This window comes from Micromonospora sp. WMMB235 (genome assembly GCF_001855515.1).
Taxonomy (GTDB): Bacteria; Actinomycetota; Actinomycetes; order Mycobacteriales; family Micromonosporaceae; genus Micromonospora; species Micromonospora aurantiaca.
This window is the reverse complement of record NZ_MDRX01000001.1, coordinates 4,753,630-4,778,315: the sequence shown is the minus strand read 5'-3', so window position 1 is coordinate 4,778,315 and position 24,686 is coordinate 4,753,630. Positions and strand designations below refer to the sequence as shown.

Genomic DNA, 24,686 nt, shown 5'->3' with positions numbered 1-24,686 from the left:
GTGGACGGTACCCCGGGAGGCACCGCCGGAGGCGGCGCGGCGTCGATCACGCTGGAGGGCATCCGCAAGCGCTACCCGGACGGCACCGAGGCGGTACGCGAGCTGAGCCTGGAGGTCGCCGCCGGCGAACTGGTGGTGCTGATCGGCCCGTCCGGCTGCGGCAAGTCGACGGTGCTGCGCATGATCAACCGGTTGATCGAGCCGACCGACGGGCGGATCCTGCTCGGCGACGACGACGTCACCCGGGTCGACCCGGTGGCGCTGCGCCGCCGCATCGGGTACGTCATCCAGAACGTCGGCCTGTTCCCGCACCAGACCGTCGCCGCGAACGTGGCGACCGTGCCGGGGCTGCTGGGCTGGCCGAAGCAGCGGACCCGGGACCGGGTCGGCGAGCTGCTGGAACTCGTCGGCCTGGACCCGGCGCAGTTCGGCCGGCGGTACCCGCACGAACTGTCCGGCGGGCAGCGGCAGCGGGTGGGCGTGGCCCGGGCACTGGCCGCCGATCCGGTGGTGCTGCTGATGGACGAGCCGTTCTCGGCGGTGGACCCGATCGTCCGGACCCGCCTGCAGGAGGAGTTCCTGCGGTTGCAGGCCGAGGTACGCAAGACGATCGTGCTGGTCACCCACGACCTCGACGAGGCGGTCCGGCTGGGCGACCGGATCGCGGTGCTGTCCGAGGGCGGCCGGCTGGAGCAGTACGACACGCCCGCCGCGCTGCTCGGCTCGCCCGCCTCGGACTTCGTCCGCGAGTTCGTCGGCGCCGACCGGGGCATCCGGCGGCTGGCCGTGACCCCGGTGACCCGCGCGGTACTCGACCCGCTCCCGGTAGACGGCGGCACCGGCCTGCCCACCGTGGCGCTCGGCGACTCGGCGTACGACGCACTCGGCGCGCTGCTCACCTCCGGCGCGGAGCACGCGGTGGTGACCGAGGAGGGCCGGGCGGTGGGGCTGCTCACCCGCACCCGGGTGCTGGCGCTGGGCGCCGTGGACTGAGGTCAGGCCCGGCCGCCGAGGCTGGCCAGCCCGACGATCCAGCCCGCGAAGAAGCCGTACGTGACGCCGGTGCTGGCGGCCTGGAACGCGGCGAACAGCGAGCCGTGCGGGCCGAGGAGCGTGGCGAGCAGGGCGCTGAGCCCGCCCGCGAGCGCGTACGCGCCCCAGCCGGAGAGGAACTGGCTGCCCGAGGACGTCACCCGGTCGACCTGCGGCCCGGGCAGCAGGTACAGCAGTGCCGCCGCAAGCACGAGCAGCAGGATCGCCCGCAGGTTGGTGGCGAACACGCCCTCGTCGGCCTGCCACCGCCAGGACGGCCAGGCGAGCAGCCGCAGGAACCAGCCACCCGCGCCGGTCGGGTCGGTGCCCCGCTGCGCCCAGTCGACGTACATCGGACTGCCGCCGACGGCGACGAGCAGGAACGCGGCGAGCGTGCCGGTGCCGGCGGCCGTGCCGTACCGGGGGACGGTGCGGGGGCGGTTGCTCAGAGCCATGCGGCGGTCAGTTCCCGGCCGGTCCCGCCGGGCAAACCTGCGCAACCGGTCGGCAGCCGTCGGCCGACGGGCAGTCATCGACCTCAGTGCTTCATCAGGTAGTCGATGAAGGCGGCGCGCAGCAGCGGCGCGGACTCGTCGTAGCCGTGCCCGGTCAGCTCACGCCAGAGCGCGTTCGCCTCGTCGATGGTCGGGCCGATCGAGTTCGGCGCGCCGTCCAGCGCGGCGGCCTCGTCGGCGTTGGGCAGGTGCCGCAGGACCGACCAGAAGAAGCCCACGTCGCGGCGGTCGCGCGCCAGGTTGAACGCCTGCTCGCGCAGCTCCTCGGTGGAGAGCTTGTCGAGCTCGTCGAAGGTGCGGCCACCGGGGGCAGGAGTTTCGGTCATGCCGCCGAGCCTAACCGGAGAGATCAGTCCGGGCGCGCCGGACGCACGGCCACCGCCGGGGTCAGCGGTCGTCGGCGTCCCAGCGCCGGGGTTCGTTGTCCCAGCGCGGGGCCTCCCATGCCTCCACCGGGGTGTCGTGCTGGCGTACCGGGAGCACCGAGGGCCAGGCGTCGGCCGGTTCGGGCGGCGGGGTCATCGTCCAGCCGCCGCTCAGCGCGCCGTCCCGGGCCGGGCGGACCGGGCCGAGCGGACCCGGCGGTGCCGGGCGGGGCCGGCCGAACGTCTCGACCAGCCGGGTGACGAGCAGGCCCACGCCGAGCACGGCGCCGCCGAGCGCCCACCGGCTGACCGTCCAGCCGTGCGGCACGGTCCAGGCCAGGAACACCACCACCAGGCAGACCGCGAACAGGGTGCCGAAGATGCCGCCGCGCCGCCCGTACGCGCTGGTTCCGGCGAGCATGACCGTGCCGACCGCCAGCACGGTCCAGTCCAGTCCGGTGCCGGGCGCGACCTGGCCGTCTCCGTTCGCCGCGATCAGCACGCCGCCCAGCATCGCCAGCACGGTGGATCCGACGAGCGCCAGCGCGGTCACCGTGGCGGCTGCCACGCCGCGCCGCCGGGCCGGATCGGCGACCGGTCGGAACCGGCCGATCAGCCGGCGTACCGGTTTCATCGCGGCGAACAGGCCACCGAGGACGGCGACCGCGGCGAAGCCGACGAAGAAGTACAGCGCGCTGCCGCGCGGGTCGTAGTCGCCCTGCACCGTCACCGGCGCGGTCCGCCGTTCCAGGTAGACGATCACGCCGGCCGCCCCGGCCAGGCTCGCCGCCCATCCGGGCACGTGCAGCACCACCACGGCCAGGGCGAGCGCCAGCCCGGCCGCGGCCGCGATCGCCAGCGCCGGCAGCAGCGCCTCCCGCGTGCCCCGGTCGCCCTGCTCGGCGAAGTGCAGCGCGGCGGCCAGCGCGACCGGCCCGATCGCCAGGTTCACCGCGCCGGCCCGCAGGCTCAGGCCGGCGGCGAGGGTGAGCAGGCCGAGCGCCGCCACGTCGACGAGCAGCGTCTTCAGGGAGCCGCCGCGCAGCGCGTCCGAGTCCTCCCGCCAGAGCAGCCAGGCCATCGCGACCAGACCGGCGAGCAGCACGAACTCCCAGAGCACGTGCACCGCGATCCGGTCCCGGCCGGGTTCGCCGTGGGCCGGGTCGTCGAAGACGTGCTCCAGTACGGCAGCGGGCACCCCGGACGACGTCTCCGGCGGCGCTGTCCGGCCCGCATCGTCGTACGCCATTGGCTCGCGCCTCCCCCAGGTGGCCGCGTCCGGCCCACGGGCGGGCGGACCGGTGGCGGCCGTCGCTCTCCGGTCGCCAGGGACGGTACCGCCGGGCCGGGGTGGGGGGAACCCTCAGAGACGCCCGCGGGGCGTCTCCCGGTCACCCGGCTCGCGGTCCTCGTCGTCCTCCTGCTCCGGCACCCGGCAGGAGCGTTCCAGCCAGAGCGCGGCCGCGACCAGCGCCAGCGCGGCGATGAGGCCGCCGAGCGCGGCCGGCCGATCGTTCATGGCCGCGTTGGTCTGTTCCACGAACAGCCAGCCGGTCAGCCCGGCGTAGAAGCCGGCGAAGATGGCCCCGGCCAGCGCCGACGCCTTGGCCAGCACGACGAACCGGGCGACCAGCAGCGGGTTGACCGGCTCCCGGCCGGGCCGCCGCTCGATCCGGCCCCGGGTGTTCACCGCCGCGTAGCCCTCCAGCACGGCCAGCCCGGCCAGCGTGATCACCGGCAGCCAGGGCAGGTCAGAGCCGAGGTCGCCGTAGAAGCTACTGATCAGCAGCCAGGCCACCGCGGCGGCGGCCAGGCCGGCCACCACGAGCGTGGAGGCCCGGGTCGGCCCCATCCGGAAGCGGTCGGGCCCCTGCGGGGAGCGGTCGGTGCTCACCGCACCTCCTCAGCTCGCCACTGCCGGGCCACGATCCACCGGGTCATGTGTCCGACTCTAGCGCCAGATCGGGTCGCGGGCTCAGTTCCAGGGCGTCCCCGGCGAGCGGCTCGGCGTTGAGCAGATCGGTCAGCCAGCCGTGCCCGGGCAGCCGGCCGTGCGGCTCGATGTCGATCCACGGGCGCAGCACGAAGGCGCGCAGGTGGGCCCGGGGGTGCGGCAGGATCAGCTCGGGGTCGTCGCGGAGCACCGGCTCGCCGGCGTCGTCCCAGACCGCGATCACGTCCACGTCCAGCGTGCGCGGCCCGTACCGTCGCTGCGGGTCGCGGTCGCGCCCGGCCGCCGCCTCCGCGGCCCGGGCACGGGCCAGCCAGTCCTCCGGCGCCGCCGCCGGGTCCGCGACCATCACCGCGGCGTTCAGGTACGCGGGCTGGTCGGCGTCCCCCCACGGTGGAGTCTCGTAGACGCCGGAGACCACGAGCACCCGGTCGCCGAGCGCGGCCACCGCGCCGCGCAGGTGGCCGAGGCGGTCGCCCAGGTTGCTGCCGATCGACAGCACGGCCCGGGTCATCGGGTACGCCGCATCGTGACGGCGACGTCCCGGAAGGCGTGCGGGATCGGGGCCTCCGGCTTGTGCACAGTCACCGTGGCGGCGGCCACCAGCGGCTCGGCCAGGCAGACCGCGAGCAGCCGGTCGGCGAGCGTCTCGATGAGGTTCACCGGTTCGCCGGTGATCACCGCGACCAGGCGTTCGGCGAGTTCGCCGTAGTGCACGGTGTCGGTCACCTCGTCCGAGCGCGCGGCCGGGCCCAGGTCCAGTTCGAGCACCGCGTCGACCACGAACTCCTGCCCCTGGGCGCGCTCGAAGTCGTAGACGCCGTGGCGGCCGTGCGCCCGCAGGCCGGTCAGCTCGATCCGGTCGCTCATCTGTCGCCTCCGCTCGTGCCGGTGGCCGCTTCCGCCGGCCGGGTGCCGCCGGTGGCCGCCGCGGTCTGCGGCGATGTCGCTTGCCGTGGGCCGGTCGCGGTGGCGAGCCGGGGGCTGCCGGTGGCACGCCAGACGGCGAGTGCGTCGGCGGTGCCGCGGACGTCGTGCACGCGTACCCCCCAGGCGCCGGCCGCGACGGCGAGCACGCTCGTCGCGACGGTCGCGGCCTCCCGCCCGGCGGTGGGGCGGGGTTCGCCGGCCGGGTCGGCGAGCAGCCGGCCCAGGTAGGACTTGCGGCTGGCCCCGAACAGCACCGGGAAGCCCAGGTCGACCAGCTCGGGCAGGCGGGCGCTCAGCGCCCAGTTGTGCGCGGCGGTCTTCGCGAAGCCCAGGCCCGGGTCCACGATGATCCGGTCGGCGGCCACCCCGGCGGCGAGCGCGGCGTCGACGCGCCGGCTCAGCTCGTCCCGGACCTCGGCCACCACGTCGGTGTACGTGGCCAGCTCCCGCATCCCCCGCGAGTGCCCCCGCCAGTGCATGAGCACCCAGGGGCAGCCGGCGTCGCGGACCACCCGGGCCATGTCCGGGTCGGCGAGGCCGCCGGAGACGTCGTTGACCACGTACGCGCCGGCGGCGAGGACCGCCTCGGCGACCCGGGCGCGGCTGGTGTCGATGCTGACGCGGATGCCGGCAGCGCTCAGCTCGCGGACCACGGGCAGCACCCGGGCGGTCTCCGTCTCCGCGTCGACCCGCTCGGCGCCGGGCCGGGTGGACTCGCCACCCACGTCGATCAGGTCGGCACCGTCCCCGCGCAGTCGCACCCCGTGTGCGACTGCCGCGTCCAGATCGGCGTATCTGCCGCCGTCGGAGAAGGAGTCGGGCGTGACGTTGAGGACGCCCATCACCACCGGGGTCTCCGCCCGTACCAGATCGGTCACGGACCCGACAGTACCGTTCGCCGGCAGGGCTTCCGGCCACCGGGCGAGCGCCCGACGCGGCACCCCTGACGTGCGCATTGGAACAGGTGTACGATCGGTCATCCGGGCCGTCGGAGGTCGACTCTTCACGGCTTGTCGCAAAGGTGGCCGGGCCGTACGCTTTGGAATTGCCCAGCATCGAGATGGCGAAGCCTGGAGGGAGGGCCGAAGCGGGAAGAATCCCCCCAAAACTCACCACTCTGCGTGGTGGGTGACGGACTCAGCGTTGACGGCGCTGTCTCTGACGAGCACCATCCCGCCAGGCTTGCCTACTTGCACCAACGCGGCGCCGCCGGCCGCGACCTTGGGGAGGTTTCCAGTGATCGCCATCGAGCTCATGGCAACGGCGTCCAGTGCCGTGGACCACGCGCTCCACACCCTGGCGTCGACTCCACTCGCCGAGCCGGCACCGAAGGGCATCGACACCGACAACGTCGTCACCTTCTTCGCCAGCAAGATCGCGCCGATCCTGCTCGCGGTCCTCGGGGTGATCTTCATCGGCCGGGCCAGCCGGGGTGAGATCTCCAAGGTGCTGACCAGCTCGGCCATCGCCATCATCGGCCTGGCCTTCATCGCCGGAGCGGCAACACTCTTCTTCGTCGGCGACTACCTGATCAACCTGATCTTCGAGTAGGGCGCTGGGCGACGATGCGGCTGCGCACCGACGACGACATCTACCGGGCACGCCTCGTCTACCTGGGGCCGCCCGGGTACACCCTTCCCGTCCACCTGCCGTACGCCCAGTACGGCCTGTTCATGCTGCTCGTACCCCTCTACATGTTCATCCACTGGTTGTTCACGCTCCAGGTCGAGCTGTTCCCCGCCTGGGAGATCTCGCTGGCGATCGTGACGACCTCGTTCATCTTCCGGTACGTCGACCCGGACCGGCCCGCGCGCATGGTCATCCGGACCGCGCTGACCGACTGGCGACGCACCCGGGAACCGGCCACCGAGCAGCGGGATCCGCGGCTCGTCGCGAGCCGGATCAGGATCCGGGAGGAACTGGCATGACCGGGCGTACGACAACCGTGCAGACGAACGACGCGGGTGAGGCGGTCGCATGAGTCGCTCTTCCACGCCGGGTTCCCCGGCCGGGCGCCCGGCCGGGCCCAACGGTAACCGTGCGCGATCGTTCGACTACCCACCGGACGAGGATCTGGACGAGGTCGTCCTCGACAGCGCGCTCGTCACCAGCCCCGGGCACAGCCGCGTCGGCGTGTTCCAGCCGCCGCGACCGATGACCCCGCGCGAGCCGGTACGCCCCGACGGCGACATCGACTCGCCCTTCCTCGACCTGTTCGGCGGTGCGCAGCCCCGCCGGCGGCCCGCCGCGTCCACGCCGCCCGCACCGGTCGAGCCGGTGGTGGCGCCACCCCGCCGCGGCGTCGGCCGCGAGCCCCTGCCGATCCCGCACCAGCCCGCCGTGCCGGTCGAGCCGGCGCCCCGGGCCGAGCCGGAACCGCCGGTCCGCGAGCAGACCCCTGGGGTACGCGCGGTCGGGCGCCCCCGGCCCGAGCCCGTGCACGCCGCGCCGCTGCCGGTCGAGCCGCCCCTGCCCGACCCGCCGGCCGCGCTCGCCCCGCCGCCGCCGTCGCGTAGCCGGGTGCCGCAGCAGGCCGGTGACCGACTGCCCGCGCTCCGCCCCCCGGCCGAGCCCGAGCCGGCGCTCCCGCCGCCCCCGCAGATCCCCGCCCCCGCGCCCGCCGAATACCGGGAGCCGGATCTCGCTGCGGCGGACCCGCTCGCGGCCGGCGCGGCGCCGTCGCGGGAGGTCGGCCGTCCGGCGCACCGCGAGGTGACGCCGCCCCGGCAGCGCACGCCGGAACGCCGCAACCGGCCGACCAAGCCGGTCCGGGTCCGCGCCCCGAAGATCAAGTTCGGCGACCGGGATCCGTCGGTCGAGCTGGCCATCACCGAGATCGCCGGGCACCTCACCTTCACCCCCAACACCGTCACCGCCTGGTACTGGCTGCCCGAGGTGCGGTGGGCGTTCCGGCCGGACGCCGAACGCGAGGCCCTGCTCTCGGCGATCTCCGAGCAGTACGCCGGACTCGCCGGGTTCCGGCTGCACCTGCGCCGCACCACCCGGCCCTTCCCGGCCGACGAGTGGGCCCGCACCATCGACGCGCACACCGCCGCGCCGCTGCCCGACGTACCGGGCACCACCGGCTGGGCCGACCACCTGGTCGCCGCCCAGCGGCACCTGATGGCGGTCAACCACGCCGAGGGCCAGACCTACCTCGGTGTCACGTTCGCCCGCCGGTCGCTCGGCGACTCGCTCACCGAACGACTCCTGCGCACGTTCGGCCGGGGCACCGCCGACGGCGAGCGGCGCCGGCTGAGCCGTACCGTCGAGCAGTTCGACGAGGTCCTCGGCGCGTTCGGCATGCGCGGGCGCCGGGTCACCGCACCCGAGCTGGAATGGCTGCTCTACCGCTCGGTGGCGCTGTGCATGGCCCCGCCCGGCGTCCTGTCCCCGATCACCAACGGCCGGTGGGAACGCGGCGACCTGCTGGCCCTCACCGAGCAGGTCGAGCGCTACCGCACCCCGTACGGCTCGACGGTGAAGCTGGTCAACCGGATGACCGGCGAGGAACGCCACGTCGCCGTGCTCGCGGTCGGACGGATGGAGCCGCTGGAGATCCCCGAGCGGCACGAGCCCTGGCTGCACTTCCACGAGCGCCTGCCGTGGCCGATGGAGCTGTCCACCCGGGTCGACATCCTCGGCCCCAACGACTCCTTCCGGAACCTCGAACACCGGCTCCGGATGATCCGCTCCCAGCAGCTCGACTACGCCGAGCACGGCATCGACGCCCCGCCCGAGCTGGAACGGCTGGCCAAACGCGCGCTGGTGATCGGCGACGAGATGACCACCGGTCTGCCCGTCGACTCGGCCCGGGCACACGGCTGGCACCGGATCGCGGTCGGCGGGCGTACCCGGGAGGAGTGCCTGGAACGGGCCCGGCGGCTCATCCAGCTCTACTCCCGCGAGCTGCGGATCTCGCTCCAGCACCCGAAGAACCAGGACTGGCTGGCCCGCGAGTTCATCCCCGGCGAGCCGATCGCCAACACCGGCTACGTCCGACGGATGCCGGTCAACCTGCTCGCTGCCGCGCTGCCCCAGGCCGCGTCCACAGTCGGCGACCGGCGCGGCGACCTGATCGGGCGGACCGCCGGCACCTGCCGCCGGCCGGTCTTCCTCGACCTGCACTTCCCGATGGAGGTACGCGAGCGCTCCGGCCTCGCCGTCTTCGTCGCCGAACCCGGCGGTGGCAAGTCGACGCTGCTCGGCGCGCTCGGCTACCTGGCCGCGCGCCGCGGCGTGCAGGTGACGCTGCTCGACCCGTCCGGCCCGCTGGCCCGCCTCTGCGCCATGCCCGAACTGGCTCCGTACTCCCGGGTGCTCAACCTGACCGGCTCGGAACAGGGCACGCTCGCGCCGTACGCGCTGATCCCGACGCCGCTGCGCAGCGAGTTCGGGGCCGGTCCGGCGGGCGACCGCGAGTTCGAGATCGCCGTGTCGAACGCCCGCGCCGAGCGCCGGATGCTGGTGCAGGACATCTGCATGATGCTGGTGCCGCCGCAGGTGGCCCGGGAGGCGTCCACCGCCACGCTGTTCCGGCACGCCGTACGCCAGGTGCCCGCCGAGGAGACCTCCACGCTCGACGACGTGGTGACCTGCCTCCAGGGGCTCGACGACGACGCCGGGCGCGAACTGGCACACCTGCTGCTCGACACCGCCGAGATGCCGCTGGCCATGCTCTTCTTCGGCCGGCCGCCGGAAGGGCTGCTCGGCGCCGACGCCGCGCTCACCGTCATCACCATGGCCGGTCTGCGGCTCCCGGACCTCAAGATCGAGCGGGAGTACTGGTCGGCCGAGGAGGCGCTCGCGCTGCCGATGCTGCACACCGCGCACCGGCTCGCCGTACGCCGCTGCTACGGCGGGTCGATGTCCTCCCGGAAGCTGGTCGGCCTCGACGAGGCGCACTTCATGGAGGGCTGGCGGTCCGGGCGCTCGTTCCTGGTCCGGCTCGCCCGCGACTCCCGCAAGTGGAACCTGGCAGCGCTCGTCGCGTCGCAGAACCCGAAGGACATCCTCGGACTCGACGTGCAGAACCTCGTCTCCACCGTCTTCGTCGGCCGGATCGCCGAGGACAGCGAGATCGCCTCCGAGGCGCTGCGCCTGCTGCGGGTGCCTGTCGACGACGGTTACGAGGCCACACTCGCCTCGCTCTCCCAGGCGGACAGCGGATCGGCCAACCGGCTCGGCTTCCGCGAGTTCGTCATGCGCGACGTCGACGGGCGCGTGCAGAAGGTCCGGGTCGACGTGTCGTACGTCGACGGGCTGCTGGAGCACCTGGACACCACCCCCGCCGCGGTCGCCCAGGCCGCCGGGATACTGCCGACCGTCCTGGCTGATCTGGAGGCGTGACATGGCGAGGGCCCGGGCACGGATCGCGGCGCTCCTCCTCGCGCTCGGCGTACTCGCCGGGGCCACGATCTCCTGGCCGGTGATCGGGGCGGCCACACCCGCGTACGCCGCCGCGCCGGTCACCCAGGCGCGCGCCGAGCTGTGCACCACCAAGGAGTGGCAGGCCGATTTCCGGTCCTGCGTCGGCAGGCTCAAGGCGGTCAGCGAGGACCAGGTCGAGTGCCGCAACGCGCCGGTGCCCGCCGCGCCGGACTCGGGCCTGGCCGGCTGGTTCGCGTCCCGGCCCGACTCGGCGAAGGAGCCCGGCCCGAAGGGCCTCTACAGCGACTACGGGTACGCCGGGTACAGCTACAACACGTACGACATCGACGGCGGCTGCGCTTCCTCCGTGCTGCATCCGGACTACCGCTTCACGACGATGGTCGCCAACGGCGAGTTCATGTTCGCCAACGCGGTGATCGGTGCCTCGAACGCGCTGCGCGAGCGCGCCTGGGATCCGCGGACGATGTGGAGCTGGGCCGACCCGCTGGTGGAGCAGGCCACGAAGGCCGTCTACCAGAAGGTGTTCAGCGTCTTCGGCATCATCACCGTGTGCGTGGTCGGCCTCTACCTGCTCTGGCGGTCCCGCCAGTCGGACATGAGCAACGCGATGACCACCGCGGGCTGGGCGCTGCTGGTGATGGTGGCGGTGACCGCGCTGGCCGCATGGCCGGTCAAGTCCGCGAACATCGCCGACAACACGCTGATCAGCACTCTGGGCGTGGTGCACGACGCGGTCGGCCCGTCTACCAAGGACACCCCGCCAGGCCAGTGTGACGACCCAAATCCGCAGGCGTGCAAGGATCACCGTCCCCCCGCCGTGCGTGCCAGCGACACGGCGACCGAGACGATGCTCTACCGGAACTGGCTGCGCGGTGTGCTCGGCTCGGCGGACAGCGAGACCGCGAAGAAGTACGGCCAAGCGCTCTACGACGCGAAGTCGCTCACCTGGGACGAGGCCGCGTCGATCCGGTCCAACCCGGCCACCCGCGACGTGGTCATCAAGGCCAAGCAGCAGCAGTGGGCCAAGGTCGCCGAGCAGATCAAGACCGAGGACCCGGAGGCGTACGAGTACCTCCAGGGCACCCGGGACATGGACCGGATCGGCGCCGGGTTCATCGCGGTGCTGGCCTCGGTGCTGTTCGCCATGTTCGACCTCACGGCGTCGCTGCTGGTGCTGCTCGGCTTCCTGATCTTCCGCTGGGCGGTGATCGCCGCGCCGATCCTCGGCACCGTCGGCCTGATGCGCCCGGCCAGCGCCGGCCTCCGGCGGCTGGCGAACGCGGTGGTCGCCGCCGTCTTCAACATCGCCATCTTCGGCACCGGCGCGGCCATCTACCTCTTCGCCGTCGACCTGATCATGAACACCGCCACGCTGCCCGGCTGGCTCCAGGTGGTCCTGGTCTGGCTCTGCGGTGTGGTCGGCTGGTTGCTGCTGCGGCCGTACCGCCGGATCACCCAGCTCGGCGGCAAGGACAGCAGCGAGGCGGTCAGCTCGGCCGGCTCCTGGCACCGCCGGTTCTTCCGGGACATGCGCATCGCCGCACGGCTGGACGTGGCCGAGCCCGGCGGCACCAACGAACCGGCGATCGGCAAGCGCCGCACCGTCACGGCCGACCAGCGCAGCCTCCGGCCGGAGGCCCGGCACGAGGATCCGGCGCACAGCGCCACACCCGCCGAGCGGGAACGGCCGGACGGGCGGGAAAGGCCGGAAGAGGCGCCCGCGAGCGGACGGCCGGGTGAGCGTCCCGGCGGCACTCCCCGCCCCCGGCGCGCACCGTCGACCTGGACCGAGCCGGACGTGCCGGAGGAGGCGCCCTCCTACGCCGTCTACCGGCCGGACTCGGCGGGCCGCGGCACCGCACCGGCCCGGCCGGCGCCGCGCATCCGCTCCGAGGCCCGGTGAGTCCGGTGCGACGCGCGCTGGAATTCCTCCTCACCCGGGTCCTCCGGTCCCGGATCGGGGTCGCTCTCATGATCGCCGTGCTGGTCTTCGGGGTGATCGGCGCGGCCCGCCTCGTCGCCGGCCCCGGCGATCCGGGCCTCGGCCTGACCAGCCGCCCCACCCAGCCGATCAGCACCGCGGACCCGGAGGCCGGTGACGACGGCGTGCTCGCCAGCCCGCCGACTGCGGTCGCCCCGAAGACCCGGCCGGGCGAGGACACGCCGGAGCAGGTCGCCGGTCGCTTCACCACCGCGTGGCTGAGCGGCCCGGGCAGCAGCGGCGACGCGTGGCAGGCCCGCCTGCGGCCGCTCTCCACCCCGGCGCTGGCCGAGAAGATGACTGATGCCGACCCGGAGACAGTGCCCGCACGGAGGACCACAGGCACCCCGACGCTCCGGCCCCGAACCGAGTCCTTCGTGGAGGCGGTGGTTCCGCTGGACAACGGCACGCTCCGGCTCGAACTCGTCGCACCGGACGGACCCTGGCTGGTGGACGCGATCGACTGGGAGCGGTCGTGACCGCCGGCCCGGCCGTCGCCGGACAGGTCCGCCGGAAGCTGCGCCTAGGCGTGGTCGCCACCGCCGTCACGAGCGTGCTCGCCCTGCTCTGCTGCGTCGGCGGGGCCGGCGCCTTCCTCCTCACCGAACTCGGCGGCGACGAGGACGACCCGAAGCTCGCGGCCCTGAACTGCGACCCCGCCTACCAGGTGAACCTGACCGGCGACATGCCGCGCTTCGCCGAGTACGGCGAGCGTCAGCTGCGCAACGCCGCGGTCATCATCAAGGTCGGCCAGGACATGAAGCTTCCCGCCCGCGGCTGGGTGATCGCGCTGGCCACCGCGATGCAGGAATCAGCGTTGCGCAACCTCGCCAACAGCACGGTGCCGGCGTCGCTCGCGCTGCCGCACGAGGGGGTCGGCGCCGACCACGACTCGCTGGGCCTGTTCCAGCAGCGGCCCGGGTGGGGCAGCGTCGAGCAGCGGATGACGCCCTCGTACGCGGCCCGCAAGTTCTACCAGAAGATGGAGAAGGTGCCGGACTGGCAGCAGCGCCCGCTCACTGTGGTCGCCCAGAAGGTCCAGGTCAGCGCCTACCCCGACGCCTACGCCAAGCACGAGGAACTGGCCGGAGCCATCGTCGACGCGCTGGCCGGCGGCGCCGCCCGGACCGTGGAGATCGCCGGCAAGGCGGTGTGCGACGCCGCGGCTGGAGACCGGATAGCCGCCTCCGGCTGGACCGCGCCGCTGCCCGGCGGTGTGGTCTCCGGTTTCCGCACCACGGCCCGCCCCAGCCACCACGGCGTGGACCTGGCCGCCTCGAAGGGCACGCCGATCCACGCCGCCTCGGCGGGCCGGGTGCTGGTGGCCCGCTGCGACCCCGACCGCTCCGGGCGGCGGGACTGCGACCGGGACGGCTGGCCGAACAAGGGCGGCTGCGGATGGTTCGTGGACATCCTGCATGCCGGCGGATTCATCACCCGCTACTGCCACATGGTCGAACGACCTCGCGTGGTGCCGGGTCAGGCGGTCGAGGCGGGCGAGGTCATCGGGATCTCCGGCAGCAGCGGCAACTCGTCCGGCCCGCACCTCCACTTCGAGGTGCACAAGAACGGCGACCGGTCCAGCAACGGGGCGGAGAACCCGGTGCCCTTCATGCGCAAGCGGGGCGCGCCCCTCGGCGAGACCGGGTGAGGCCGGGCGGATGAGCAACCCCCTGCCCGACCCGTTCGCCGACCGGCCCGACTGGGCGCCGCTGCCGCCCCGGCCGGTGGAGACCGTGCCTGCCACCGGCGGCACCGAGCTGCGCGGCCGCCGCGTGCTCGTCGGCCTGCCCGGCCTCGGCTGGCGTAGCGACCTGCGGGCCGACGAGCGGGTGGTGCAGGGCAGCCGCACCTACGTACCGGTGATCCCGGAACACGAGTGGTACCGGGCCGAGGCCGAGCAGGTGGAGGTGTTCGCGCCGCTGGTACCTGTGGAACGGGTCTGGGTGGAGACCATCGGCGAGCGGCGGCCGGCTGCCGGGGCGAGCGCCCCGGGTCTCCGGCTGGTCTCGCTGGACGTGCCGGAACGCCGGCCACCCACGCCGGTGTTCGAGGCCGACGCGGTGACCGGGCGGCGCGTGGTGCACGTTGACAACGGTGTGGAACGGCGCGACCTGCGCGCCGTCACCGAGACCTACTCCGGCGCGGACGGCGACATCTGCGTGCGGGTGGCCCCGGAACTGGAGTGGTACCGGTGGGCCTGGCGCGGCCAGGCGCCGACCACGTTGGAGGTGCCGGTGCACCTGCTCTGGCTTGAGTAGGCCTCAGCCGACCTTACTCGCACCGCAGACGCGCCAGCCGTCCTTGTTGTCCGTCAAGTCGAATCGCCACGTTTCCCGACGGCTGCTTACCGATTGGCCATCTTTTGAGCTGGAGATGGCAAGTGTCGTGGTAACCGATTCGCCCGATCCATTGTCGGCTTGAAGCAATGGGCCCCAGCTCACTTTGATCGAGACGCCGAAGTTGGCCTCGCGCTGCTCAAGCTCGGTCCTGAGATCACGCATGCCACCGATCCCGTCACTGTCATTACAAGTGAATTCCTGGGCCTTCGTGTCGTTCCGGTCGATAAGGTAGGCCCGGATGTAGTTGGCTACAACGACGTCGGGGGCGCTTCGGTCCGGGGCGGTCGCGCGGTCGTACAGCACGAACCCGACCACACCGCCGACGGTGCAGAGCACCGCCAGCACCCCCGCGACGACAGCGAGCACTGTGCGCACCGGACGCTTGGGGCGTACCGGGGCGGGAGCGGGCGCGAGGGGCGCCAACTGCTCCGGCGGGGTCCGCTGCGCCGGTACTCGGGACACCTGGGAACCGGCGGGGGGCTGCACTGATTCCACCTCCTGAGGCTATCGGCTGCGCGTCGCGTACCCAATGCCTGGAACCGGCGGATCGTGGCGAACCGCCGGGCGGACGCCGACCGGCGGCGGGGTGAGGCTGCTCACCGCCGACCAGCTCACCGCGCCGACCGACATCCCGGTGGACGGCCGCCGCCTGGGTTACCGTCACACCTCGGGGAGGACATGTCGGCCTCGGAAAGAGAGGTGGACGCGGTGGCGACTCCGAAGGCGCGCGCCGGCCGGGCCGCCGCGCTGCACCGCCGGGCCGAGGCCGCCGCGACGGCGGCGGCGGGCATCCTCGACGAGATCCGGCCCGCGCCGGCCGACCACCACCGGCAGTACGAGCTGGCCGAGCGCCTGCGGGCGGCTGCAGAAGTAGCTGCGCCGGGTTGGGCCGGCGGGCCGCTGGAGTCGCTGAGCGCGACGACACCTCCCGGTGACGGCCTGCCGCCGCTGGTCCGGGTGGGCACCGCGGCGCCGCTCGACGACGCCCGCTTCCCCGCGCTGGTGCCGTTGCTCGGCAGCGGCCATGTGAGCCTCGACGCCGACGCCTCCGACGCCCGGGTGGCCGGGCTGCTCCGCGCGCTGCTGCTGCGCGTGTTCGCCGCGACCCCGGCGGGCGCGCTGCTGGCCCGCGCGGTCGACGACGGTTCCGGTGCGACGTTCGCCGGGTACGCGCCGCTCGCCGACGCCGGCCTGCTGCCACCGCCCGCCACCGACCTCGCCGGGATGCGTGCGGTGCTGGCCGAGGCGGAGCAGTGGGTGGCGGCCGGAACGGCCCGGCAGCGCGGGCACGACCGGACGCTGCTGCTCGTGGTGGCCGCGCTGCCCGACGGTACGACCACCGCCGACCTGGACCGGCTCGCCGGACTGGCCGAGGGCGGGCCGCGGGCCGGGCTGCATCTGGTGCTCGCCGGCTGGCCGGACGGCAGTCCGCTGCCGCGCGCCACCCCGGTCACGGTCCGCACCGCGTACGCGCTGGTCGGCGACCCGCCCGGCGCCGGCTTCAGCAGTCCCGGCGCCGAGCCGCCGGTCGGCTTGAACTCGCCCGTGTTCCTCGACGAGGATCCGCCCGCCGATCTGGTCGCGGACGTGTGCGCGCGGCTGGCCCGGCAGATCGAGGACGGCTCCCGCCTCTCGCTGCGTGACCTGCTGCCGGCCGACGGCTTCTGGACGGCCGGCTCGGCCGACGGACTGAGCACCACTGTGGGTGACGCCGCCGGGCGCCCGGTCAGCCTGGGCTTCACCGAGCTGACGCCGCACTGGCTGGTGAGCGGCCGGGGTCAGGCGGGCCGGTCGGCGTTCCTGACCGACGCACTGTTCGGCCTCGCCGCCCGGTACGGCCCGGACGAGCTGGCGCTCTACCTCGCCGACCTGGCCGACGGCGAGTCGTTCGTGGAGTTCCTCCAGACCGAGCGGGACCGTTCCTGGGTGCCGCAGGTGCGCGCCACCGGGATGGCGGCCGACCGGGAGTACGTGGCCGACCTGTTCGGCGAGCTGGAGGCGGAGCTGCGCCGCCGCGAGGAGGCGTCCCGGCGGGCCGGTGGGCAACGCTACGCCGAGCTGCGCCAGCACCAGCCGCTCCCACGCATCGTCTGCGTGGTCGACAACTTCCCGCTGGCGCTGCGCGAGCGGGACCGGCTCGCCGCCGACCTGCTGGCCCGGCTGGACGCGCTCGCCCGCGCCGGCCGGTCGTACGGGATCCACCTGGTGCTGGCCGGCGAGGGTGACCTGGGCATCGGCGGCCCACGTGACCCGCTGCTCGGCCAGTTCCCGGTGCGGGTGGCGCTGCCCGGCGGCTCGGCGGTGCTGGAACCTGCGAACGACTCGGCGGCCGGGCTGCCGGTGGGCAGCGCGGTGGTGAACACGGCGGGTGGCCTGGGCGGTCCGCGCGGCGCGACCCGGGGGCACGAGCGGATGATCCGTTTCCCGGATCCGTACGAGGATCCCGCGGTCCTGACCGACCTGCGGCGACGGCTCTGGGAGGCGCGGGGCGAGTCGGCGACCCCGCCGGTGGTCTTCGCCGGGTACGCCCGCCCGCTGCTCGCCAACGATCCGCGGCACCGGGCCGCGCTCGCCGGCCGGGCCCACGCGCCCGCCGCGTTGCTGGGCCGGGCGGTGGACGTGCGGCGGTCCACCGTGACGGTGCCGCTGGGGCCGGGCGCGGGGCGGAACCTGGCTGTCCTGGGGCGGGACGAGGAGGCCGAGCGGCTGCTGGTCACGGCGGTACGCAGCGCGGCGGCAGCGCATCCGGGCGCGGCCCGGTTCGTGCTGGCGCCGCTGGCGAACGGCTCGGCCGAGCCGGCCGGGGTGCTCGCCGCCGAGCTGGCCGGACGCCACCGGGTGGAGACCGTCGACGCGGCCGGGTTGCGGACCGCCATGGAGTCGGATGAGCCGGGCTACCTGGTGGTGTTCGGGCTGGACGTGCCGGACGCCACCGAGCTGCCGCCCGACCTGCTGCGGACGCTGCTGCTGGAAGGCCCGCCCGCCGGCCGGCACCTGCTCGGCTGGTGGCGGACACCGGCTCCGCTGGCCGGACTGCTCGGCCCGGAGGGCGAGGTGGACAAGCTCACCGCCGTGGCGGTCACCGACGTTCCGGGCGGCCGGCTGGAGCAGCTCTTCGACCGCCCGGTCTGGTGGCGGCCCCGGCCGGGACGCGCGGTGCTCTGGGACGGTCCGGACGAGCAGGGCACGGTCTTCGTGCCGTTCGGCACAGCCGAGGTGGCGACCGCGCGGGTCGAGCCGGACCCGCGGGCGACTGACCGCGCCGGGGAGGGGGCGGCATGAGTGAGACCGGCGCGGCCGTACCGGGGCCCCGCTCGGGTGGCCCGACCACCGTGGCGGACCCCGCCGAGTCGGCCTGGGCGGAGTACGTCGCTGCCGCGCGGGCGCTCGACGGCGTACGCCGGGCGGCGGCCACCGCTGCCGGGGAGCAGGCACGGTCGGTGGCCGCGGCCCGCGAGGAGCTGACAGCGGTACGCGAACGACTGGCGCCGCAGCAGTCCCGGCTGCGTGATCTGGGCGTACCGGCGATGTCGCTGGTCCCGACGCCGCCGGAGGTGACCGAGGCGGCCCGGTCGATGGCGGGTGGGCCGTCGGCGGTGCTGGCGGTGCTGCGCGCGGCCGGGGACTGGGCGGACGCGGCGGACGACACGCTGAGCGCGCGTGGCCTGCCGCGGCTGGCCCGGTGGCCGGCCCGGCCGCGCAACCTGCTGGTGTACGGGCCGCTGGCGCTCGTGGTGCCGCTGCTCCAGTTGCTGCTGTACGCGGTCGCCGGTCCGGGGCCGGTGACGGTGCTGGCGCTGCTCGTGGGGCTGCCGCTGCCGGCTGTCGCGTTCATGCTGGGCTGGCTCGCGGTGGGGCGTGTCTTCCGCCCGCGGCCCACCGACCGGGTGGACCGGACACCCCGCTTCGGCGCCCTGGTCTGTCTGGTCCCGGCGGTGCTCACCGCCGCCGGCCTGCTGCTCGCCATGCTGCCCGACTGACGACGGCCGCGCCCTCCCGGGCGGGAGTACGCGGCCGTCGATGTCGGTCGGGAGTCAGCGGGCCATGATCAGCGCCATCGCCTCGGCCCGCGACTTCGCGTCGTTCTGGAGGCCGCCGCGCACGGCGGACGTGATGGTCTTCGCGCCGGACTTCTGGATGCCGCGCATCGCCATGCACATGTGCTCGCACTCCAGCACCACGATCACGCCGCGCGGGGCGAGGCTGGACATCAGCAGGTCGGCGATCTGCGAGGTCAGCCGCTCCTGCACCTGCGGCCGGCGGGCGAACACCTCGACCAGCCGGGCCAGCTTGGACAGGCCGGTGATCCGGCCGTCCGGGCCGGGGATGTAGCCGATGTGCGCGCTGCCCCGGAACGGCAGCAGGTGGTGCTCGCAGAGGCTCATCACGTCGATGTCCCGGACGAGCACCAGCTCCTCGTGGTTGGCCTCGAACGTGGTGCGGAGCACCTGCGCGGGGTCGACCCGCAGGCCGGCGAAGAGTTCGGCGTACGCGCGGGCGACCCGGGCGGGCGTCTGCTGGAGGCCGTCACGGTCCGGGTCCTCGCCGACAGCGATGAGGATCTCGCGGACCGCCTTCTCGATCCGGGCGAGGTCGACGCTGTCCTCCACCGGGCCACCGGTGAGCTTGCCGCTGATCAGGCGCGCGGCCACGTAGTCGAGCGCGTCGTCCCCGTCGGGCTCGGTCGCGGAGACGGCCGACTCCCTGTGGTGGGAGCCGGCCGTCGTCGGATCGCTGTTCAGTGCGTACCGTCCGAGTTGTTGCTGGAACCACCGATCGAGGCGGCGGCGTCGGCGCGGGACTGCGCCGCCAGCGCCTCCTTCTCGGCCGGCGTGAGCACCGGCGGCTCGGTGGAGGGCAGACGCTTGCCGAAGCCGTGGTACGGCGCCATCGGCGGGCGCTTGACCACCCGCGCGCAGATCCGGGCCATGTCGGCGGTGGAGAGCGTCTCCTTCTCCATCAGCTCCAGGACCATGTTGTCCAGGACGTCCCGGTATTCCACCAGGATCTCCCAGGCCTCGTCGTGGGCCAGCTCGATCAGCGCGCGCATCTCGCCGTCGATCTCGGCGGCCACCGCGTCGGAGTAGTCCCGCTCGTGGCCCATGTTGCGGCCGAGGAACGGCTCGTCGCCGCTGGTGCCGTACTTGATCGCACCGAGCTTGGAGCTCATGCCGTACTGCGTGATCATCGCGCGGGCCAGCTGCGTGGCCTTCTCGATGTCGTTGCCGGCGCCGGTGGTCGGCTCGTGGAAGACCAGTTCCTCGGCCGCCCGGCCACCCAGCGCGTACGCCAGGGTGTCGATCATCTCGGCCCGGGTCTGGGTGTACTTGTCCTCCGTCGGGAGGACGAGCGTGTGACCCAGCGAGCGACCCCGGGACAGGATGGTCACCTTGTGCACCGGCGCGGCGTGCGGCAGCGCCCAGGCGACCAGCGCGTGCCCACCCTCGTGGTACGCGGTGATCTTCTTCTCCTGGTCGCTCATCACCCGGGTCCGGCGCTGCGGGCCGGCGATCACCCGGTCGATCGACTCCTCCAGGGAGTCGTTGGTGATCGCCCGCTGCTCCTTACGAGCGGTGAGCAGCGCGGCCTCGTTGATCACGTTGGCCAGGTCGGCGCCGCTGAAGCCCGGGGTACGCCGGGCGACCGCGTCGAGGTCGACGTCGGGCGTGAACGGCTTGCCCTTGGCGTGCACCCGCAGGATGGCCTTGCGGCCCTCCATGTCGGGGGCGTCGACCGGGATCTGCCTGTCGAACCGGCCCGGGCGCAGCAGCGCCGGGTCGAGGATGTCCGGACGGTTGGTGGCGGCGATCAGGATGACGCCGCCCTTGGTGTCGAAGCCGTCCATCTCGACAAGCAGCTGGTTGAGCGTCTGCTCCCGCTCGTCGTGACCGCCGCCCATGCCGGCGCCACGGTGGCGGCCGACCGCGTCGATCTCGTCGACGAAGACGATCGCCGGGGCGTTCGACTTGGCCTGCTCGAACAGGTCGCGGACGCGGCTGGCGCCGACACCGACGAACATCTCGACGAAGTCGGAGCCGGAGATGGAGTAGAAGGGCACCCCGGCCTCGCCGGCGACCGCGCGGGCCAGCAGCGTCTTACCGGTACCGGGCGGGCCGAACAGCAGCACGCCCTTCGGGATCTTGGCGCCCAGGGCCTGGTATTTCGCCGGGTTCTGCAGGAAGTCCTTGATCTCGTGCAGTTCCTCGACGGCCTCGTCCGCACCCGCGACATCAGCGAAGGTGGTCTTCGGCGTGTCCTTGGTGATCATCTTCGCCTTGGACTTGCCGAAGTTGAGCACCCGGGAGCCGCCGCCCTGCATCTGCGACATGAAGAACAGCAGCAGGAGCACGAGCAACGCGATGGGAAGCAGGTTGACCAGCAGGCTGACCCAGATGCTGTCCGACGACACCTTGGTGTCGACCGGGCCGGTGATGCGGTCCGCCGCCTCGGCCTCGCGTACCTGGTTCCAGACCTGGCCGCCGACCTCGTACGGGAACTGCGCCTCGATCTTGTCAGTGGTGGTGTCGCCGTCGAACTTGGCCTTGTCCTTCAGGTCGAGCTGGAGCGTCTGCTCCTTGTCCTGGAAGACGACCTTCTCGATGCCACCCTTGTTGAGCTGGTCGAGCGCGACGGACGTGTCCACCCGGTGGTAGCTGGGACCAGCGGTGAACAGTTGACTGAGCACAACGGCGCCGAGGATGACCAGGATGATCCAGACCACCGGTCGGCGGAAGAAACGCGTACGTTCCATGCTGTAGTCGGGTGCCGAGGCGCCCGCATCCTCCTGATCGACGTCCTGACCGTCTGAATGGTGTCGCCGCCTTGAGCGGCGGCCGGGGCCGCCGTGCGGGCCGGCCCGACCCCCGGGGCACGCAAACTGCCGCACCACGGTCATTCGACGGTACACCGTACGCGCGACGAGTGAGCTTGCGAGCCCGGCACTTACGCGTAGGGCGAACCCGGGTTTGAGCCGGCGTGGCGGGGAGCTCCCACCCGGCCCGCCCACACCGCACGGTCACGCGGTTCGAGGGGCCGGGCGTGGAGGGTGCCTCCACGTCACCGGTCCCTACCGTAGACCGGAAGACTGAGAGCCCGCTGAATGTCAGCTGACGAAGGGCTCGGCAAAGCCTCAGGCCCGCGCGTACACCTCGGGCTTGAGCACCCCGACGTAGGGCACCTCGCGGTACCGCTCGCCGAAGTCGAGCCCGTAGCCCACGACGAACTCGGTGGGGATGTCGAACCCGACGTACTTGACCGGGACCTGCACCTTGACCGCGTCCGGCTTGCGGAACAGCGCGACCACCTCGACGCTCGCCGCGGAGCGCGACTCCAGGTAGCGCAGCAGCCAGGACAGCGTCAGGCCGGAGTCGACGATGTCCTCGACGACCACCACGTGGCGGCCGGCGATGTCCCGGTCCAGGTCCTTGAGGATGCGGACCACGCCGGACGAGGTGGTGCCCTGGCCGTAGGACGAGACGGCCATGAACTCCAGCTCGGCGGGCGGGCCCTGGCGGCCCAGCGCACGGGCGAAGTCGGCCATGAACATGACCGCTCCCTTGAGCACACACACGAGCAGCAGGCCGTCCTCGACGTGGGCGTAGTCCGCCGAGACCTGCTTGGCCAGCTCCGCGGTCTTGTCGCGGATCTGCGCCTCCGAGATGATCACGTGGTCGATGTCGGCGTCGTACCAGGAGCCGTCAGCCATGCTCCTAGCCTGCCGTACGCCCCCGCGCCGCCGTCGGCGGGGCCGCCCCTTTTGGCGCGGTCCCGCCGGGGATTTTCGGCGCGAACTGAATAAATCACCTCAGCAGGTACGGGAGCGCCAGCGCTGCCCGTCGTCGCTCGGCTTCCAGTCGGCCGAGTCGCGGGTGTCGGCGGTGAACCCGAAGGCGCTGGCGCCGACGAGAAGGAGCAGGAAGAGCAGGAGCAGCAGAACGGTCATGGCGGCGCTCGCTTTCGCATGGTTGAGACTGTTTTCGCCGCCGGTGCGCACCGGACACCATTGATTCTGCGGGCCACCGACCGATCCGGACAGTGGCAGGAATGTCGTCGGACATCGATTTCCTGCCACCTGTCGGGTTACCCTCGTCACATGCTCCGCTCGGTCGCCGTCATCGCCATGGACCACGTCGCCGCGTTCGAACTCGGCGTGCTCGCCGAGGTCTTCGGCACCGACCGCACCGCCGACGGCTTCCCCGGATACCGGTTCGACGTCTGCACCGCCGACGGCCGCGCGGTCCGCAGCCGCTCCGGGTTCCTGCTCACCCCCACCGCCGGCCTGGGCCCGGTCGAGGACGCCGACCTGGTGGCGGTCCCCGCGCACGCCGACGGCACCCCGGTCCCCGAGCCGGTGCTCGCCGCGCTGCGCCGCGCCGCCGACCGGGGCGCCTGGCTGCTCAGCGTCTGCGCCGGCGCGTTCGTCCTCGGCGAGGCGGGCGTACTGGACGGGCGCGACTGCACCACCCACTGGCGGTACACCGACGAACTCCAGCAGCGCTTCCCGGCCGCCCGGGTCCAGTGCGACTCGCTCTACGTGCAGGACGACCGGCTGCTCACCAGCGCAGGCACCGCTGCCGGCATCGACGCCTGCCTGCATCTGGTACGCCAGGAGCACGGCTCCGCGGTGGCGACCCGGCTGGCCCGCCGGATGGTGGTGCCGCCGCACCGCGACGGCGGCCAGTCGCAGTACGTCGAGGCGCCGATCCCCAAGGCGCCGGAGGCACCCACGCTGGAACCGGTGCTGGAATGGTTGATGGGACACCTGCGGCGACAGGTGACAGTGGACGAGCTGGCGGCGCGCGCCGGGATGGCCCCACGTACGTTCGCCCGCAGGTTCCGCGCCGAGACCGGCACCACCCCGCACGACTGGGTGACCAACCAGCGGGTGCTGCTGGCCCGGCACCTGCTGGAGGACACGTCACTGAGCGTGGAGGGCGTCGCCGAGCAGGCCGGTTTCGGTGACGCGGCAGCGCTGCGGCACCACTTCACCCGCCGGGTGGGCACCACCCCGCTCGCCTACCGCACCACCTTCCGAGACCGCCAGACCACCTGACCCACCCCACACCGTCGGCGCCTCTGGAGCGGTGATCAAGGAGTTTGCGGGCTGGGGAGGGCCGGAACGTGACCAAAAGGCCTTGATCAACGGGGGTAAGGGGGCCGCCCGCTCGGGTCAGGGCAGGAGGTGACCCGCGTGGCGGCGTACCTGGTGGTTGCCGGGTAGGTGCACCGGGCCCTGTCCGCGCCACTCCGTGACCAGGGCGTCCAGCGCGGCCACGTGCCTGTGGGACAGCGCGGCCGGCGCGGCGCCCAGCTCGCGGGCCCAGGTGTGCAGCACCCGGGTACGGACGGCGGCCGGCAACTCGGCGAGCCCGGCTACGGACAGCCCGCCCTCCCTGGTCCGGGCGTCGGCGAGCGCGGCGTCGGCGAGCGCGTCGAGCGCGGCGTTGTCGGCCGCGAGCAGTCCGGCGGTCCGGGCCAGGTTCGCCACCACCCCCGGCCCGAGCGCGTCGACGAGTGCCGGCAGCGCGTCGGCCCGGACCCGCGCCCGGGCGTACGCGGGGTCGGCGTTGTGCGGGTCCGCCCACGGGTCGAGCCCGAGTGCTTCGCAGGCGGCCCGGGTGTCGGCGCGCGGGACGTCGAGCAGTGGGCGCAGCAGGGGTACCCCGTCGACGTCGCGCCGCTCCGGCATCCCGGACAGCCCGCGCGGTCCGGCGCCCCGGGCCAGCGCCAGCAGGACTGTCTCGGCCTGCTCGTCGCGCGTGTGCCCGAGCAGCACACCGACTGCGTCGAGTCGGTGGGCGGCCGCGATCAGCGCCTCGTACCGGGCCTCGCGGGCGGCCGCCTCCGGACCGCCGGGCCGGCCGTCCACGCGTACCGGAAGCACCTCGACCGGGTCGAGCCCTTCGGCGCGGGCCCAGTCGGCGACCGCCTCGGCCCGTTCCGCCGACCCGGCTTGCAGGCCGTGGTCGACCGTCACCAGGCCGGCCTGCCGTCCGAGCCGGGGGCCCACGAACGCGGCGGCGGCGGCGAGCGCGAGCGAGTCGGCCCCGCCGGAGCAGGCCACCAGCACCGGGCCGCCGCCGGGCAGGCCGGTCAGCACCCGGCGGACGGCGAGCCGCACGGCGGCGACGGCGGGAGCGGGCGACGGCGAGCGGCGCGACCGGGCGCCGGAATCCGCCC

Annotated in this window: 24 protein-coding genes; 11 read left to right on the top strand and 13 right to left on the bottom strand. The window is 73.6% G+C overall.

Annotated features, from left to right (window positions below; genetic code table 11):
• A complete protein-coding gene (locus BFV98_RS21005; RefSeq protein WP_013288968.1) occupies positions 1–993 on the top strand; it encodes an ABC transporter ATP-binding protein in 993 nt (330 codons plus the stop codon).
• Between the two features lie 2 nt (positions 994–995).
• Here BFV98_RS21005 and BFV98_RS21000 read toward each other — a convergent pair whose 3' ends face one another.
• From BFV98_RS21000 to folP, 7 genes are all read right to left on the bottom strand, one after another.
• Positions 996–1,487 carry a hypothetical protein gene (locus BFV98_RS21000; RefSeq protein ID WP_013288969.1) on the bottom strand — a complete coding sequence of 164 codons (492 nt, stop codon included), beginning with the start codon at positions 1,485–1,487 and terminating at the stop codon, positions 996–998.
• A gap of 83 nt (positions 1,488–1,570) precedes the next feature.
• The gene (locus BFV98_RS20995) at positions 1,571–1,873 is read right to left on the bottom strand and encodes a hypothetical protein (protein WP_013288970.1); all 303 of its coding nucleotides are present in this window, start codon (positions 1,871–1,873) and stop codon (positions 1,571–1,573) included.
• Between the two features lie 61 nt (positions 1,874–1,934).
• Positions 1,935–3,161: an ABC transporter permease gene (locus BFV98_RS20990; RefSeq protein ID WP_030273726.1), complete on the bottom strand. Its 1,227-nt coding sequence runs from the start codon at positions 3,159–3,161 to the stop codon at positions 1,935–1,937.
• A 114-nt stretch (positions 3,162–3,275) separates the two neighbouring features.
• Positions 3,276–3,764, bottom strand: a complete 489-nt coding sequence (locus BFV98_RS20985; protein ID WP_085983675.1) for a DUF3180 domain-containing protein — start codon at positions 3,762–3,764, stop codon at positions 3,276–3,278.
• Between the two features lie 85 nt (positions 3,765–3,849).
• Complete coding sequence (gene folK, locus BFV98_RS20980) at positions 3,850–4,377, bottom strand: 2-amino-4-hydroxy-6-hydroxymethyldihydropteridine diphosphokinase (RefSeq protein ID WP_030273727.1); 528 nt, start codon at positions 4,375–4,377, stop codon at positions 3,850–3,852.
• Entirely contained in the window at positions 4,374–4,733 is a 360-nt protein-coding gene (folB, locus tag BFV98_RS20975) for a dihydroneopterin aldolase (protein ID WP_013288974.1), read from the bottom strand. Before folB ends, folK begins: the two co-directional genes overlap by 4 nt.
• Positions 4,730–5,671 carry a dihydropteroate synthase gene (folP, locus tag BFV98_RS20970; RefSeq protein ID WP_047894246.1) on the bottom strand — a complete coding sequence of 314 codons (942 nt, stop codon included), beginning with the start codon at positions 5,669–5,671 and terminating at the stop codon, positions 4,730–4,732. The genes folB and folP overlap by 4 nt, the downstream gene beginning before the upstream one ends.
• A 358-nt stretch (positions 5,672–6,029) precedes the next feature.
• Between folP and BFV98_RS20965 the strand changes: the two genes are divergently transcribed.
• The 7 genes from BFV98_RS20965 to BFV98_RS20935 are packed head-to-tail and all read left to right on the top strand — an operon-like array spanning position 6,030 to position 14,426.
• Positions 6,030–6,344, top strand: coding sequence for a hypothetical protein (locus BFV98_RS20965; RefSeq protein ID WP_013288976.1), 315 nt, complete (start codon positions 6,030–6,032; stop codon positions 6,342–6,344).
• A gap of 14 nt (positions 6,345–6,358) precedes the next feature.
• Positions 6,359–6,721: a hypothetical protein gene (locus BFV98_RS20960; RefSeq protein WP_013288977.1), complete on the top strand. Its 363-nt coding sequence runs from the start codon at positions 6,359–6,361 to the stop codon at positions 6,719–6,721.
• A 49-nt stretch (positions 6,722–6,770) separates the two neighbouring features.
• The gene (locus BFV98_RS20955; RefSeq protein WP_030273731.1) at positions 6,771–10,142 is read left to right on the top strand and encodes an ATP-binding protein; all 3,372 of its coding nucleotides are present in this window, start codon (positions 6,771–6,773) and stop codon (positions 10,140–10,142) included.
• Between the two features lies 1 nt (position 10,143).
• Complete coding sequence (locus BFV98_RS20950) at positions 10,144–12,087, top strand: hypothetical protein (RefSeq protein WP_071097534.1); 1,944 nt, start codon at positions 10,144–10,146, stop codon at positions 12,085–12,087.
• Positions 12,084–12,644: a hypothetical protein gene (locus tag BFV98_RS20945; protein WP_071097532.1), complete on the top strand. Its 561-nt coding sequence runs from the start codon at positions 12,084–12,086 to the stop codon at positions 12,642–12,644. The genes BFV98_RS20950 and BFV98_RS20945 overlap by 4 nt, the downstream gene beginning before the upstream one ends.
• Positions 12,641–13,816, top strand: a complete 1,176-nt coding sequence (locus tag BFV98_RS20940; protein WP_071097530.1) for a M23 family metallopeptidase — start codon at positions 12,641–12,643, stop codon at positions 13,814–13,816. Before BFV98_RS20945 ends, BFV98_RS20940 begins: the two co-directional genes overlap by 4 nt.
• A 10-nt stretch (positions 13,817–13,826) precedes the next feature.
• Positions 13,827–14,426, top strand: coding sequence for a hypothetical protein (locus BFV98_RS20935; RefSeq protein WP_071097528.1), 600 nt, complete (start codon positions 13,827–13,829; stop codon positions 14,424–14,426).
• 3 nt (positions 14,427–14,429) lie between these two features.
• Here the strand turns inward: BFV98_RS20935 and BFV98_RS20930 are convergent, their stop codons facing one another.
• Entirely contained in the window at positions 14,430–14,993 is a 564-nt protein-coding gene (locus BFV98_RS20930; RefSeq protein WP_071097526.1) for a hypothetical protein, read from the bottom strand.
• A 213-nt stretch (positions 14,994–15,206) separates the two neighbouring features.
• On the opposite strand from BFV98_RS20930, the gene BFV98_RS20925 reads away from it, so the two are divergent.
• The gene (locus tag BFV98_RS20925; protein ID WP_176739872.1) at positions 15,207–17,789 is read left to right on the top strand and encodes an FtsK/SpoIIIE domain-containing protein; all 2,583 of its coding nucleotides are present in this window, start codon (positions 15,207–15,209) and stop codon (positions 17,787–17,789) included.
• Positions 17,786–18,487, top strand: coding sequence for a hypothetical protein (locus tag BFV98_RS20920; RefSeq protein WP_071097524.1), 702 nt, complete (start codon positions 17,786–17,788; stop codon positions 18,485–18,487). The genes BFV98_RS20925 and BFV98_RS20920 overlap by 4 nt, the downstream gene beginning before the upstream one ends.
• A gap of 54 nt (positions 18,488–18,541) precedes the next feature.
• Here the strand turns inward: BFV98_RS20920 and folE are convergent, their stop codons facing one another.
• The 4 genes from folE to BFV98_RS32320 form a co-directional block, all read right to left on the bottom strand.
• On the bottom strand, positions 18,542–19,159 hold the full coding sequence (folE, locus tag BFV98_RS20915; RefSeq protein WP_013288986.1) for a GTP cyclohydrolase I FolE: 618 nt from the start codon (positions 19,157–19,159) through the stop codon (positions 18,542–18,544).
• An 86-nt stretch (positions 19,160–19,245) separates the two neighbouring features.
• Positions 19,246–21,258: an ATP-dependent zinc metalloprotease FtsH gene (ftsH, locus tag BFV98_RS20910; RefSeq protein WP_013288987.1), complete on the bottom strand. Its 2,013-nt coding sequence runs from the start codon at positions 21,256–21,258 to the stop codon at positions 19,246–19,248.
• Positions 21,259–21,636: 378 nt separating this feature from the next.
• Positions 21,637–22,212: a hypoxanthine phosphoribosyltransferase gene (hpt, locus tag BFV98_RS20905; RefSeq protein ID WP_013288988.1), complete on the bottom strand. Its 576-nt coding sequence runs from the start codon at positions 22,210–22,212 to the stop codon at positions 21,637–21,639.
• A gap of 99 nt (positions 22,213–22,311) precedes the next feature.
• Entirely contained in the window at positions 22,312–22,449 is a 138-nt protein-coding gene (locus tag BFV98_RS32320) for a hypothetical protein (RefSeq protein WP_018786602.1), read from the bottom strand.
• A gap of 150 nt (positions 22,450–22,599) precedes the next feature.
• Here BFV98_RS32320 and BFV98_RS20900 point away from each other — a divergent pair, with 150 nt between their 5' ends.
• Positions 22,600–23,559, top strand: coding sequence for a GlxA family transcriptional regulator (locus tag BFV98_RS20900; protein ID WP_071097522.1), 960 nt, complete (start codon positions 22,600–22,602; stop codon positions 23,557–23,559).
• A 117-nt stretch (positions 23,560–23,676) separates the two neighbouring features.
• Here BFV98_RS20900 and tilS read toward each other — a convergent pair whose 3' ends face one another.
• Positions 23,677–24,627, bottom strand: coding sequence for a tRNA lysidine(34) synthetase TilS (gene tilS / locus BFV98_RS20895; RefSeq protein ID WP_071097520.1), 951 nt, complete (start codon positions 24,625–24,627; stop codon positions 23,677–23,679).
• Positions 24,628–24,686: the final 59 nt, after the last annotated feature.